The following is a 13,637-nucleotide window of genomic DNA, read 5'->3' as shown; positions in this document are numbered from 1 at the left end:
GGGGGTCGGGCGGCCCGGGGGCGCCGACATCCTCCGCCTCCTCTATTATTAACCGGTGGCCCGGGCGCCCCCCCCCCCCCCGCCCCCCCCCCCCCCCGGGGGGGGCCCCCCCCCCCCCCCCCCGTCGCTGTCGGTGGTTCTTCCGGGAAACCCCGGTGATCGGGGTCGGTCAGTACGCTCCGCGCCGGGCCAGCACCACGCTGGCCGTCTTCCAGAGGATGGCGAGGTCGTACACCAGCGACCAGTTGTCCACGTAGTGCAGGTCCAGTCGGACCGCGTCGTCCCAGGTGAGGTCGGAGCGGCCGGAGATCTGCCAGAGGCCGGTGATGCCGGGCCGCACCAGCAGCCGCCGGCGGACGTCACCGCGGTAGTCGTCGTCCTCGGTGGGCAGTGGACGTGGCCCGACCAGCGACATCTGCCCGCGCAGCACGTTGATCAGCTGGGGCAGTTCGTCCAGGGAGAGCGCCCGCAGGTGCCGGCCGATCGGGGTGACCCGGGGGTCGTCCTTCATCTTGAAGAGCAGGCCGTCGCTCTCGTTGCGATCTTTCAAGGTCGCCAGCCGCTGCTCGGCGTCGGTGTACATGGTCCGGAACTTCCAGACCTTGAAGGCGCGTCCCTCGTGGCCGATGCGGGTCTGCCGGAACATCACCGGCCCGGGATCGTTGATCTTGATGGCCAGCGCGATGGCGAACAGCACCGGGCTCAGCAGCACCAGCCCGACCAGCGCGGTCACCCGGTCCAGCACGCTCTTGGCCAACAGCGAGAGACCGGAGATGGTCGGCTCGTCCACATTGAGCAGGGGAAGGCCCTCGATGGGCCGGACGTGGATGCGGGGACCGGTGACGTCGGTGACCTGGGGGACCACCACCAGGTTCAGGCCGGTGCCCTCCAACTGCCAGGCGAGCTTGCGAAGCTCGTACGACTCCAGGCTGGCGGGCCCGCAGACGGCGATGGTGTCCGCGCCGAGTTGTTGGACCAGCGGCACCAGGTCCCAGCCCACGTACACCGGCACCGGGGCGTTCACCCGTTCGCCCGGACGGGGATGGTGGGGCAGGTGGATGGCGATCGGGTGCAACCCGGCCCCGTAGTTGCGGGTCACCACCTCGTGCAGCGCGAGCGCGTCGACGAGGCGGCCCACCAGCAGCACCTTCTGCGACGCCCGCCCGGTACGCCGGATCCGCCGAAGCACGACCCGGGCGGCGAACCGAACGACCAGCGTGTAGAGCAGCAGGCAGACGATGATGGCGGCGACAGTGGCCCGGGACAGATCCTTCTTGAAGCCGAGCGCCAGGAACGAGACAGCGGCGGCCATCGCGAGACTCGCCCTAGCGACCCGCTTGAGTTCTTCGGTGCCCAGCCCGAGCGCCCGCTGGTCATACGCCCCGGACGCGACGAGCAAAATCAGCCAGCCCACCGGAACGCCGACGAAGGCCGCGAGGCTGAAGGAGCTGACGTTCCCGAGCACCCGCTGGTCCCAGAAACCGGCGTCGGCGTCGGCCAGCAGGGTGACGACCGTCCGGCTGGCGGCCAGGGCCGCGAGGACGTCGAGCAGGACCAGCCAGGCCACGTAGCGGCGACGCCAGTTGGCCCGAGGCGCGACCGGACGGGCGAACACCGACCGGGCCATGCCGTTGGACGGAGGCGTGATCACACCCAGGTCGGGGTCGAAGCTCGGTCTTTGCTGCGACGAGACAGCCGTGAGGAATTGCGTGTGTGCGGACACGACCTTCCTTTCCCATGTCGCCCCCGTCGGGAGATCGCGACGTGCACCCTATGCGTCCATGCCACGTCGTGCCTAGTGGCGGTTCGGGTCCTTCCTCAGCCGGATCAGTTCGGTGGTCGCGACTTCCGGGCACTCAACTCCTGGGCGAGCGCACCGTGCGCCGGCTTCGGCGCGAACTCCTCGTCGAAGACGCAGGCGGCGCCGTACCCGGGATAGTGCGAACCGATCCAGCTGCTGACGTCCGTGAAGCCCCACAGTGTCACCGATTCGCAGGTGGCGACGGCGAGACAGGCCTTGAGCATGTGTTGGTAGAGCAGCGCCTGGTCCAGCAGTTTCTGGGTGGTGACCGGCAACGGAATCCGTACGTCCAGTTCGGTGATGGCCACCGAGACGCCCAACGCGGCGAAGCGGCGCAGGTTTCCCGTCGCGTCCTTCGGCGGCGCCCCCAACCGGATGTGGCTCTGGAAGCCGACCCCGTGCACCGGCGCGCCACCCGCGCGCAGCTCCTTGACCAGCCGCAGCAGGCCGTCGGCCTTCCGGGTGCGACCCTCGGTGCCGTAGTCGTTGATGAACAGTCGGGCGTCCGGGTCCGCCTCGTGGGCCCAGCGGAACGCGTCGGCGATGTAGCGGGGGCCCAGCTTGCGCAGCCACAACGAGTCTCGTAACGACCCGTCCTCGGCGAGCACCTCGTTGACCACGTCCCAGGCCCAGATCTTGCCCCGGTAGCGGCTGACGACTGTGGTGATGTGCTGCTTGAGCACGGCGCGCAGCTGCTCGGGCGACCAGCTCTCGGTCACCCACACCGGAGTGTTGCTGTGCCAGAGCAGGGTGTGACCGTAGACGGCCTGCCCGTTGGCCTTGGCGAAGTCGACAAACTGGTCACTGGCCGACCAGTCGTACACGCCGCGCTTCGGCTCCAGGATCGTCCACTTCATCGCGTTTTCGGACGTGACGGCGTTGAACTGACTCGACAGCGTCGCGCGGTACCGCGGGTCCGAAGCCAACATCTGCCCGCTGACGGCGGTTCCGATCCTGACGTTCGGCGGCATCAGGTCCCGCAGCGCCGGAGGACCCGGGGTTGCCGACGGCTGTGCGGTGGGGGCGGCGACCGACTCGACCGGGCCCACCCCGCGGTCCCAGCCAAAGTATGCTGCGCAGGCGACGAGGACCAGCACCACCACCGACAGCACCACCACACGAGCCCGGGGCAGCCGTGACATCGTGCGGTCGACCGATGTCGGCACCCGCGATGGCGACACCGGCCAGCCGTCGTCCGTTCGGACAACGGTGCCCGTCGCGGCACCGGCGCGGACCTCTTCGGTCATTAGCATCCCCAGACAGAAGTTGCGACGCAGCATGACGAGGCCCAACTGATGCGCCTGATCGATCCTACGACCCTCGACCATAAGGGTCCGCCCGCCTGTCGGCTGACCTCCTCGGCGCCGACGTTGCCGTGCAGGCCGACCGCAGCCAGCGTTCATCCCCGGTCGCGCCGCGACCCATAGAGACATCGGCGGTCTGACAGTGCAGCACGGTCATCCCATCAACGGCAGCGGCGCACGCCTGCGGGATCCGGGGGTCCCACCGCTCGGCGGCGCACCCGGTGACGCCGCCGCGCGCGGAGTCGCCGCGGTGCCCCCACCGAAGCCTCCGGTTCGTGGTGGTTCCACCATCGTGCGCAGCGGCGCGCTCTCGATGCTCGCCCTGGTGGCGGTGGGCGCGACCCGTCTGGTGCACGGCTCACTCACCAGTCACGCCACGGACCGCGCCACCTACGGGTTGGTCGGCATCATGCTGGCCGCGAGCATGGTGGCCAGCCTGCTGCTGCCCGGCGGCGTCTCCAGCGGCCTGTCCAAGTTCGTCGCCTTTCATCGTGGCGCCGGCGACCTGCCCGGGGCCTGGGCCGTACACCGGTTCCTCTCCCGGCTCGGCCTGACGGCCTGCCTGGTGCTCGGCGCCGCGACGGCGCTGGTGGTGCAAGGGATCTACCACCTCGGCGTGGTGGACACCCTGACGCTCGCGGTGTTGACAGCCACCTACTCGCTCTACACCGTGGACAAGGCGGCCATGTACGGCCACGGCCTCGTCCCCCAGTACGCCCGCATCGAACTGGCCACGTCCGCGCTGGCGGTGGTCACCACCGTCGTGGTGATCGCCACCGGTGAGACCGCCTACCTCCTGCCGCTCTGCCTCGGTTACGGCGTCTTCGTCGCACTGTGCCGGCACCAGCTGCGCGCGCACCGTCGGCGGGAGGGGGTGCCGGCCGGTGGCCGGTTCGATCGACGCGAGGTCGTCACGTTCGCCGTCCTGGGCAGCATCGGCACGCTGGCCAGCGCCGGTTTCCTCCAGACGACCCAGCTTCTCGGCGGTCACTTCGCGGACCCGTCCGAGGTGGCCTACCTGGTCGCGGCCGTCGCCCTGATCGCACCGCTGTGGTTCCTGCCCCGGGCGCTCGCGTTGGCGCTCTTCCCGGCCATGGCCGGGGCTCAGGGCGCCGGGGACACCACAGCGGTACGCCGACAGGTGGACGCGTCCACGCGTGCCCTGGCGGTGACGATGGCCCCGGTCTTCGTGGTGGGCCTGCTCGCCGCGCCCCTCGTGCTGGGCCTCTTCGGCGGCCAGGAGTACGCCGCCGGCGCCACCGTGCTGCGCGTCATGCTGTGCGCCGCCTTCCTCGGCATCCTTCAGGTGCCGTCGGTGAACGCGTTGGCCAGCGGCCCGCTGACCCAGGCCCGGGTGCCGGTGATCTCCGCCGTGGTGGGCTGCCTGATCGGGTTGGCCGTGGTGGTGGGCGCGGCCAGGTCGATGGGTGCCACCGGGGTCGGCATCGGCTACCTGGTGGGCACCGCCGTCACCGCGACCATTCCGGTCGTCGCGGTCTGGTGGCTGCACCGGCTCGCCTGGACGATGACCCTGGTCCGGAGCATCGCCCTGGTCGTGGTCGCCGCGCTGGTGACCCGCCTGGACGTCATGCAGACCTGGTCGTGGACCGCCGCCGGCGTGACCCTCGCCGGGTTCGTCGTGGCCGGGCTCGTGCTCAGTGGTGACATTCGCCGGCTGCTCGTCCTCGCCCGCAGCCACCGCCGCGGTTCCGCGTCCACCCCGGTCACCACTGCCGTCTGAGACCCGACAGAGCGTCTGAAGAAAGAGAACAGCGTGAACGAGACGTCCGAGCAGTTGTCCCCACCCCTCGCCCAGCAGCGCACCCTGCGGATCCTGGCGGTCACGAACCTGTGGCCGGAGCAGGGCAGTTACCGGGGCATTTTCGTGCAGCGACAGGTGTCCGCGCTGCGCGCGCTGGGCCACCACGTCGATGTCGAGGTGGTCGCCCAGTCCCGCGGCAAACTGGACTACTTCACCGCCGCCAGCCGGATCCGTCGTCGGGCCCGGTCCGGCGCTTACGACATCGTCCACGTGCACTACGGGATGACGGCACCGGCGGCGCGGCTCGCCGGTCACCCGGCCCGCGTGCTGTCGCTCTACGGCAGTGACGTCAACGCACCCCGCCAACGTTTCATGACGAAGCTGGGCTGGGGTGGCACCCGGGCCCGGATCTACGTGTCCCGCCGGCTGGCCGAGACGGCCGGTGACGCCGCCGGCCACGTGGTGGCCAACGGGGTCGATTTCCAGCTGTTCCAGCCCGGTGACCGGTTCGCCGCCCGGCAGGCACTCGGCATCGCCCCCGACGCGCGGGTGGTGCTCTTCGGCGCCGACCCCGGCCGGGCGGTGAAGGGTTACGACGTCTTTCGTGACGCGCTGGCCGAGCTGCGGCGCCAGGACCCCTCGGTGCAGGAGCTGATCCTGTCCGCGCCGGGTCAGCCCGAGGCCGACCTGGTCCGCAAGTACGACGCGGCCGACGTCATGCTGTTCACGTCACGGCCGGGCAGTGAGGGCTCCCCCACGGTGGTCAAGGAAGCCACCGCGATGGGCCTGCCGGTCGTCACCGTCGATGTCGGCGACGTCGGGGAGGTGCTGGCCGACGTACGACCGGGAGCCGTCGTGCCGTTCCCGGCCGGTCCGTTGACCGGGGCGGCCCGCGACCACCTGGTGTCGGAGCTGGCCAACCGGGTCCGCGAGGTGCTGCACCACGGCGTACGGGCAAACGGGCGCGAGCGAAGCAGCTGGCTGGACGAGCGCCTGGTGGCGCAGCGGATCGCCGAGATCTACCGGTCGGTGCTCGGGTCGTGAGCACCACGCTCGTGACCGGGTCGCACGGTTGGGTCGGCACCCACCTGCGTCGCCTGGTCGCCGCCAACGGTGAGCGGGTGGTCGGGCTGGGTCGCCGGCCCCGGCAGCCCGGTCCAGGCGAGACCTACCACCAGCTGGACCTGCACGATCCGGCGGCGGTCCGCGCCCGGCTCCAGGCGGTACGCCCCGACGTCGTCTTCCACCTGGCCGCGACCCTCCCCCAGCGGGGGGCCAGCGGGGCGGACGTGGTGGCCGATGCCGTGCACACCACCTACAACCTGTGCCAGGAGCTGCGCCGGGTCGACACCCGGTCGGGCCGGCCGGCGCGTCTCGTCCTGGCGGGATCCTCCGCCCAGTACGGCGCGGTGCCGCCGGAACTGAACCCGATCACCGAGCAGACGTTGCCCCGACCGGTGGGCGCCTACGGTCATGCCAAGGCGGCCGCGGAGTCGCTGGCCCTCGCGCTCGGCGCCGACGGGCGGATCGCGGTGGTGGCCGCCCGTCCCTTCAATCATGTCGGCCCGGGCGAGGACGGTGCCACGGTGGCCGGCTCGCTGGCCCGACGGGTGGCTGACGTGGTGGCCGGGCGCGCCGACCGGGTCCAGGTCGCCGACCTCGACGCGGTGCGCGACTTCACCGACGTCAGAGATGTCGCGCGGGCGTACGTCGAGCTGGCGGAGCTGGGCAGGGCCGGTGAAATCTACAATGTCTGCTCGGGTTCCGGGGTGACCGTCCGGCGGGTCCTGGAGATCCTGCTGGACCTGGCCGGGCTGGACTGGTCCGTCGTTGACGTGGTCGCCGGGCACAGCGACCTTCGCTGTCAGGTCGGTTCGGCGGCCAAACTCGCCGCCGGGACACCCTGGAAGGCTGAGACGCCGTTGCGGGATAGCCTACGTGGCCTGCTGACGGAGTTGGCAACGCCGGCCGGAGCCGGCCAATGAATGACAAGGAGAGGCACGGGATGACGGCGTTATCAACCGATGGGGCTTGGGCGGGGCGCCGAGTTCTGGTCACCGGTGCCGGCGGGTTCATCGGCTCCCACCTGACCGAGCGACTGGTCAGGGCCGGGGCGGAGGTACGCGCCATGGTCCGGTACACCGGTCGGTCCGACCTCGGCATGCTCGCCGACGTCGACCCGGAGGTCCGCCGGTCGGTGGAGGTGGTGCACTCCGACATCACCGATCCTTTCGCGGTCCGCCGTGCCATCGCCGATTGCGACACGGTCTTCCACCTGGCCGCGCTGATCGCGATCCCGTACAGCTACGTGGCCCCGGCGTCCTACGTGGCGACGAACGTGACCGGCACGCTGAACGTGCTGGAGGCGGCGCGTGACCTCGGGGTGCGCCGGTTGGTTCACACGTCCACGTCCGAGACGTACGGGACGGCCCGTTACACGCCGATCGACGAGGACCACCCGATTCAGCCCCAGTCGCCCTACTCGGCCTCGAAGATCGGCGCCGACGCGATGGCCGAGTCGTTCTACCGGTCGTTCGATCTGCCGGTGGCCGTGATCCGGCCGTTCAACACCTACGGTCCCCGGCAGAGCGCACGCGCGGTGATCCCCACCGTCGCCGCCCAGGTGGTGGCGGGGCGGGAGAAGATCGCCCTCGGCGACCTGCGGCCGGTGCGCGATCTGACGTACGTCACCGACACGGCGGCCGGGTTCATGGCCGTGGCGGCTGCCGACCAGTGCGTCGGGCAGGTCACCAACATCGGCAACGGCCGGGGCATCGCCATCGGTGACCTGGCGCGCCTCATCGCGGAGGTGGCGGGGCGACCGGACATCGACATCGTCGAGGACAGCCAGCGGCTGCGGCCCCCGCAGAGCGAGGTGTTCGAACTGATCGCCGGCACCGAGCGGGCGCGGGAACGCTGTGGCTGGGAGCCCACGGTGTCGCTGCGTCAGGGCCTCACCGAGGTCGTCGACTACGTGCGGGCGAATCTGGGCCGGTTCGATGTGGACCGGTACGTGGTATGAGGGCGATCATTCTCGCTGGTGGGCGCGGCACCCGGCTGCGTCCCTTCACCACCAGCTTCCCGAAGCCGCTGATGCCGGTCGGTGACATCCCGATCCTGGAGATCCTGCTCCGCCAGCTCAAGGCACACGGCGTCACCGACGTGACACTGTTGACCGGTCACCTGGCGTACCTGCTGGAGGGGTACTTCGAGGATGGCCGCAAGCTGGGCCTGCACATCGACTACATCCGCGAGGAGCAGCCCCTGGGTACGGCGGGGCCGTTGCGCCAACTGGCGGGCAGCCTGGACGACGACTTCTTCGTGATGAACGGCGACCTGCTCACCGACCTGGACTTCACGGCCCTGATGGCGCATCACCGGGGCAGCGGAGCCCCGGTGACGATCAGCGTGTACACCCGGTCGGAGAAGATCGAGCTGGGCATCCTCAAGATTGACGAGTCCGGTGACGTGGTCGGCTACGACGAGAAGCCGACGCTGAACCTCGACGTCTCGATGGGCGCCTACGCCATGTCACCCAAGGCGCTCGAGAAGATTCCGGCCGGCGCGTACGACATGCCGCAACTCATCCTCGACCAGCTGAGCACCAACGGGCGGGTCTCCAGTTGGCGGCACCGCGGCTTCTGGCTGGACATTGGGCGGGTGGACGACTACAGCCTGGCCAACAAGATGTTCGCGGAGAACCCGACCGGGTTCCTGCCGCCCGACTAACGCCACCACGACGATTCGGCCCGGCCGCCCCCGAGGGGTGGCCGGGCCGAGTCGTTTGGTTCAGCGACCGAGCGCGGAAACCAACCACTTGCCGATCTCGCTGCTGGCGCGCACCGCCTTGATGACCAGCGCCAGGCCCGGCACCCGTGGGCGGGTGTACCGGCTGATCAGCTGGAACCAGACGCTGAGCCCGGCGATCCGGCGGCGGCTGATGCTGCCCTCGTGCCGGTGGAACCGGACGACCGGATGGTCGAGGTGCGCCGGGTGGACGCCGCTGGCGAGCGCCCGCAGGACCAGCTCGACGTCGACCTTGATCGGTAGTTTCTCGTCGTAGCCGCCGAGGCGGACCAGCAGCTCGCGCTCGATGGACATGCCGGAGTGCTTGAACGGCAGCCGCGGACGGGTCAGGACCGACCAGAGCATGCGGCGTGCCGTCGGGTAGGACGGGAGGCTGATCGACCGAGCGGAGTTGCCCACCAGCTCTTCGTAGTCGGTGTAGATCCAGACGGCCCCGGTCCGGGTCAGGAACTCCTGGATGCGGGCCAGCCCGTCCTCAGTGAACTCGTCGTCGGAGTCGAGGACGGTGACGTAACGGCCACGAGCGACGCGCAGGGCCGTGTTACGGGCTGCGCTGATGCCCGACGGCTTCTGACGCACGAGTCGAATGCGCTGGTCGGCCAGGAGATCGGCGGCGGCCAGGCATTCCTGGGCCGGCACGGTGGAGCCGTCGTCGACCACGACGATCTCGAAGTCGTCGAAGGTGCCGCTGAGCACGCTGCGGATGGACGTCACGAGCAGTTCGGGACGGTCCCGTACCGCGATGCAGACCGAGATCGCCGGAGTTACCCGGCGCACCGGCTCGGTGAGCCCGACCGTCGGCGCGTCGACGGAGGGACGGACCGGCCCGGTGAGCCCGACCGTCGGCGCGTCGACGTGACGGCCGTGGGCGCCCGGCAGTGGCTGGAGTGCGCGAGGATCCCGGTCGGTCAACTGAGCGGCGCGCACCGCGAAAGGGCCCTCGCTCACCGCGAGCGTCGACCGCCGCTCGGGGCGAGGCTCGCGTCGACCGGTGCCCGGCCAACGGACGAGCCATCGGCTCTGCTTGTATCGCCCATGCCCACAACCCCCGTGATGGTCACTGCTGGTCGTCCCTTGGCGACGCTCCGGTAGGACCGTCACGCCGAAGGATGCCCGATCTGAACGCCGCGCGCGGCAGATGGATTCTAGCGACGCACTCATGATCGCACCACTACTGAATGTGGACGAGTAGTGACACAAACGCGTGTCGCGCTACCTCAGCGGAACCCCGCCGGGGGTCGCACCCGACGCGCCTGCGCCAGGATCTCGTCGGTGGTGAGGATGCGGGTGTCGTCCTCCCGGGCACCGGCGGGGCCCGTGGCATCGGCGGGCCCGCCGTCCTTCTGATCGATGGGGGCGGAGCGCCGTGCGGCCCACCAGGCCAGACCGACGACCGTCCAGAGAAGGGGCGGGAGCAGGGGATCCTCCATCGACGGCGAGAGGAAGCCAACGATGCAGGCGAATATGAGTGCGGCAATTCCCCACAGCACGTTGGGTGCCGGCCGGTGGCCCGTACGACGCAGTTGACGGGTCCGGGCCAGCAGTGGTTTGGCAATCATGAAGAGCCACACCAGGTACGCGCCGAACCCCAGAACGCCGACCTCCATGATCAGGTGCAGCCAGAAGGAGTCCACCTGAACCGCCTGGAAGCCGTAGCGGTTGAAGCCACCCGGGCCGAATTTCGGGTTCTTGTGCCAGTTCGGATTGTCCTTCTCGGCGACCACACCGCCGAACTGGCCGATACCGAAGCCGAGAAGGGGTTGACGCGGCAGGATTTTCCCTGCCTGCTGGAGGTAGAGCACCCGGATCTCGCGGACCGGCGCGGGCGAGTGGGTGGGCTGCGGCGTGGCCGCGCCCGGCGATCCGCCCGGACCGCCGGATCCGCTGGTCCCGGGCGACGTCGACGGCTTCGCCGAGGTCTTGGGGCCACCTGACGCGGTCGAGCCGCCGTCCGGCCGGGGGGTGGCCGTCGGGGAGGGCTTGGCCGTGGCCGCCGCCGGCGGAGCTGGCGGGGACGACTCGCTGCCCGCCGGGTGATTGAAGCTCGTGAACGCGTTGCCGATGCGGCGTTCCCATTCGGCCCGGTTGTCGGGCCGGGCGGCGATCTGGGCGACGGTGCAGAGGACCACCAGCAGGCAGACGGCGAGGATGCGTCGCGTGTTCGTGCGGGCCACCACCGCGATCACCACAGCGCCGATCAGGACGCCCAGCAGCGTTTCCCTGGACTGTGTCGCGGACATGGCGACGGTGGCGACGACGGCCACCGCCCACCAGCGCCGTCGGACGTCGGTGGCGGTCGCCAGCCAGGCGACGAAACCGAGCAGGGTCAGCCCCAGGACGTGGCCGAGGTGGTTCGGGTGGGACAGCAGCCCCTGCGCGCGGCTCTGCTCCGACCAGGTCAGGTCCACCCAGCCGAGTACGCGGTAGGCCGGCTCACCCACGACCATCTGGACGAGGGCGAGCAGAACGTTGACGCTCACCACCACGGCCACCACGATGAGCAGGCGACGGATCATCGTCGAGTTCAGGTCGGCCGCGCGCAGCGCGTAGAAGACGATGACGCCACGGAAGTAGACGAACAGCGCCTCGCCCATCAGGGACATCGAGGAGTCGTTCACCAGACCGGCGAGCACCATCACCAGCCCCAGCACCACCAGGGCGAGGTCGGCGCCGGTAAGGAACCGGTGCCACAGCCGATCGACGGCGACCTTGACCACCGTCAGCCCGGCGAGCCCCAGGTAGAGGACGGTCTTCAGCTGCTTGGGCCACTGGGCCGAGCCGTCGAGGTTGGCGCGCGGATCCACGCTCGTCGGCCCGCTCAGCACCTGGGCCCAGGTTTCGAGCAGCACATGCACCAGCAGCGCGCCGACGACCACCACGATCGCGGTGGAGAGCAGCCCCGAGATGGGCCGGGCGGGCCGGTCCGTCGGCGGGGCCATGCTCTGGATGGAACCGTTCATCACACGTCCCTACGGCGTCGGACCAGCATCACCACGAGCACGATGAGACCGACGAAGAGGGCGCCGCCGGCACCGGCGAGCAACGCCATCAGCCAGACCGACTGGTCGCTCGGCTCGGACTCGTTCTGCTGCCGTTCCACGGCATTCTGCCGGTACGCCTTCGCCAGCAGGTTGCCGGGGGATGCCTGCGCGACCGCGTCGAACTGGGTGATCGCCGCCGAGTGCTGACCAGCGAAGTAGGCGTCCAGGGCCTTGCGATACAGCTTGTCGGAGTCACCGAGCTTGTTGGCGGTTCCGGCCTCGCCGATCAGCGCGTTCAGGCTCGACGACGGGACAATCACCCGATTTGCCCTGTCGGGGCGAGCCTGATCCTGGTCGATCATCCCCGCCACCCGGCCGCTCGCGTCCAGGGCGATACCGCCGTGGGACGTGGTTCCGAGATCCTGGTTGATGCGGGAGATCGACGCCGACCCCCGCCGCCCGGTGCCGGTGATACCGACGAGCTTCGACTTTGGGCCGTAGGTTGCGGTGCGGAAGTCGTCATCGGTGGTGGCGAAGCCGACAATCAGCAGGGAACTTCCGTCGGTGAGGGTCGCCGAGGGGTTGAGCTCCGCCACCGGCAGGCTCCCCCGGCCCAGCTTGATGAGCGCGATGTTGCCGGTGTCGGGAGGCAGCGCCCGGACGACCTGCGCCGGGATCGCCGGCTCCGTGGTGAGGTTGCCCTTGGCGGTGTTGAGCTGGCCGTGGATCTCGGTACCGGGCTCGGTGCCCGGATCGATGCCGGTGAACTTCGTCTTGCCCATGTTGGTCCGGATGTACTCCTGGACCTGCGCGGGGACCAGTGTCTGCTCGCGCACGAGCATCCGGGCCACCGTGTCGAGCGCGATCTGCCGGGCGGTTTCCTGGGTGGGCTTGACGCACGCGCTACTGGTGAGGGCGTGCCCGTCCGGGGTGACCACGAAGGCACTGCACCTGCGGGTGAAGGTGATGGGCGTGGCCCGTATCGGCGCGTTGGTGCTGGCGTCGCGGACGTAGCCGGTGAAGACCGTTTCGACGAAGACGAGCGCGGGCGCGGCAACCGCCAACGCGCGCTCCTCGGGGCTGTACGGGGCGGCCTGCGCCCATGGCTTCAGTGGCGGGTCGACGGCGGCGGCAGTGGGGAACGCGGTGGCGCCAACTGTCGGCGGGATGTCGGGGTCGGTCGGCTCGTCGGGGGCGAGCGCCCAGACCGCCGCACCGCTGCCCACCGCCACCGCCAGCGCGAACGCGGCCACCTTGACCCAGAGGCCGGTGCGCCGCTTCGGTGGGGCCGACGGCTGGATCCGTCGCACCGGCGCGGCGAACGGATCGTGCGGTGGCGGGGCGTCCACCGGTCCGACGGCGGGCGGCTGCGGCTCGTCGGTGGCGGGCTGCGCGGGCGCGGGGTTGGGGTTGGGGTTGGGCGCCACCGGCGGGCCGGCGTGCAGCGCCCAGGGCGCCGGCGGAGGGCCCGAGGTCAGCTGCGGCACACCCGACACCTGTTGCGGCACCCCGGAAACCTGCTGCGGGACGCCGGACACCTGCTGCGGGATCCCGGAAACCTGCTGCGGCACACCAGACACCTGCTGAGGGATGCCCGACACCTGCTGCGGCACGCCGGAAACCTGCTGCGGGATGCCGGAGACCGGGGCGGCGGGAACGCCCTCGGTGGGCACCGGCTGGTAGTCCTGGCCGAGCGCCCGGAACAGTCGCTCCGCGCCCGGGCCTGCCTCCGCGGGGTACGCCACCCACGGCTCGGCCGCGGAGAAGTCGGCGTAGGCGAAGGTCTGACCGCCGGGCGCCTGCGCCAACCCGTTGGCGGTGCCGACGAAGGCCTCCCGCCAGCCCGGCGCGTCCGCGACGGCCGCGTTCAGCACGGCAATCGTCACCAACCGGCCCTGCCCGTCGATGGCTGCCCATGCCTTACCGGCCGGGCAGGTGCCCAGCATGTGGGTGAACCTGTACGGACCAACCGGTTGCATGCG

At 70.5% G+C, this 13,637-nt stretch carries 10 protein-coding genes; 5 read left to right on the top strand and 5 right to left on the bottom strand.

Features of this window, described 5'->3' with window-relative positions:
* Positions 1-169: 169 nt before the first annotated feature.
* Positions 170-1,627: a sugar transferase gene (locus AB0C03_RS20410; RefSeq protein WP_051708389.1), complete on the bottom strand. Its 1,458-nt coding sequence runs from the start codon at positions 1,625-1,627 to the stop codon at positions 170-172.
* Positions 1,628-1,827: 200 nt separating this feature from the next.
* Positions 1,828-2,943, bottom strand: coding sequence for an endo-1,4-beta-xylanase (locus AB0C03_RS20405; protein WP_036411375.1), 1,116 nt, complete (start codon positions 2,941-2,943; stop codon positions 1,828-1,830).
* A 304-nt stretch (positions 2,944-3,247) separates the two neighbouring features.
* Between AB0C03_RS20405 and AB0C03_RS20400 the strand changes: the two genes are divergently transcribed.
* Genes AB0C03_RS20400 through AB0C03_RS20380 form a run of 5 tightly spaced genes read left to right on the top strand, consistent with a single transcriptional unit; the run spans position 3,248 to position 8,596 of the window.
* The gene (locus AB0C03_RS20400; RefSeq protein WP_357638364.1) at positions 3,248-4,846 is read left to right on the top strand and encodes a lipopolysaccharide biosynthesis protein; all 1,599 of its coding nucleotides are present in this window, start codon (positions 3,248-3,250) and stop codon (positions 4,844-4,846) included.
* 33 nt (positions 4,847-4,879) lie between these two features.
* The gene (locus AB0C03_RS20395; protein WP_030331241.1) at positions 4,880-5,911 is read left to right on the top strand and encodes a glycosyltransferase; all 1,032 of its coding nucleotides are present in this window, start codon (positions 4,880-4,882) and stop codon (positions 5,909-5,911) included.
* Positions 5,908-6,852, top strand: coding sequence for an NAD-dependent epimerase/dehydratase family protein (locus AB0C03_RS20390; protein WP_357638362.1), 945 nt, complete (start codon positions 5,908-5,910; stop codon positions 6,850-6,852). The genes AB0C03_RS20395 and AB0C03_RS20390 overlap by 4 nt, the downstream gene beginning before the upstream one ends.
* Positions 6,849-7,889, top strand: a complete 1,041-nt coding sequence (locus AB0C03_RS20385) for a GDP-mannose 4,6-dehydratase (protein WP_357638360.1) — start codon at positions 6,849-6,851, stop codon at positions 7,887-7,889. Before AB0C03_RS20390 ends, AB0C03_RS20385 begins: the two co-directional genes overlap by 4 nt.
* Entirely contained in the window at positions 7,886-8,596 is a 711-nt protein-coding gene (locus tag AB0C03_RS20380; RefSeq protein ID WP_357638358.1) for a nucleotidyltransferase family protein, read from the top strand. Before AB0C03_RS20385 ends, AB0C03_RS20380 begins: the two co-directional genes overlap by 4 nt.
* A gap of 60 nt (positions 8,597-8,656) precedes the next feature.
* Here AB0C03_RS20380 and AB0C03_RS20375 read toward each other — a convergent pair whose 3' ends face one another.
* The 3 genes from AB0C03_RS20375 to AB0C03_RS20365 all read right to left on the bottom strand — a co-directional run bounded on the left by AB0C03_RS20375 (position 8,657) and on the right by AB0C03_RS20365 (position 13,634).
* Entirely contained in the window at positions 8,657-9,622 is a 966-nt protein-coding gene (locus AB0C03_RS20375) for a glycosyltransferase family 2 protein (RefSeq protein ID WP_357638356.1), read from the bottom strand.
* A gap of 269 nt (positions 9,623-9,891) precedes the next feature.
* On the bottom strand, positions 9,892-11,634 hold the full coding sequence (locus AB0C03_RS20370; protein WP_357638354.1) for an O-antigen ligase family protein: 1,743 nt from the start codon (positions 11,632-11,634) through the stop codon (positions 9,892-9,894).
* Complete coding sequence (locus AB0C03_RS20365; RefSeq protein WP_357638352.1) at positions 11,634-13,634, bottom strand: trypsin-like peptidase domain-containing protein; 2,001 nt, start codon at positions 13,632-13,634, stop codon at positions 11,634-11,636. The genes AB0C03_RS20370 and AB0C03_RS20365 overlap by 1 nt, the downstream gene beginning before the upstream one ends.
* Positions 13,635-13,637: the final 3 nt, after the last annotated feature.

Origin of the sequence: Micromonospora parva, assembly GCF_040649675.1 — a bacterium.
GTDB classification, from domain to species: Bacteria; Actinomycetota; Actinomycetes; order Mycobacteriales; family Micromonosporaceae; genus Micromonospora; species Micromonospora parva.
Note: the sequence above shows the minus strand (reverse complement) of the source record. Positions and strands in the feature narration are given on the sequence as shown.

What these genes read in the sequence shown, in the direction of transcription:
- AB0C03_RS20380 (WP_357638358.1), top strand. Translation starts at nt 7,886, where the DNA reads ATGAGGGCGATCATTCTCGCTGGTGGGCGCGGCACCCGGCTGCGTCCC.
- AB0C03_RS20365 (WP_357638352.1), bottom strand. Translation starts at nt 13,634, where the DNA reads ATGCAACCGGTTGGTCCGTACAGGTTCACCCACATGCTGGGCACCTGC.
- AB0C03_RS20385 (WP_357638360.1), top strand. Translation starts at nt 6,849, where the DNA reads ATGAATGACAAGGAGAGGCACGGGATGACGGCGTTATCAACCGATGGG.
- AB0C03_RS20370 (WP_357638354.1), bottom strand. Translation starts at nt 11,634, where the DNA reads ATGAACGGTTCCATCCAGAGCATGGCCCCGCCGACGGACCGGCCCGCC.
- AB0C03_RS20410 (WP_051708389.1), bottom strand. Translation starts at nt 1,627, where the DNA reads ATGGCCCGGTCGGTGTTCGCCCGTCCGGTCGCGCCTCGGGCCAACTGG.
- AB0C03_RS20405 (WP_036411375.1), bottom strand. Translation starts at nt 2,943, where the DNA reads ATGTCACGGCTGCCCCGGGCTCGTGTGGTGGTGCTGTCGGTGGTGGTG.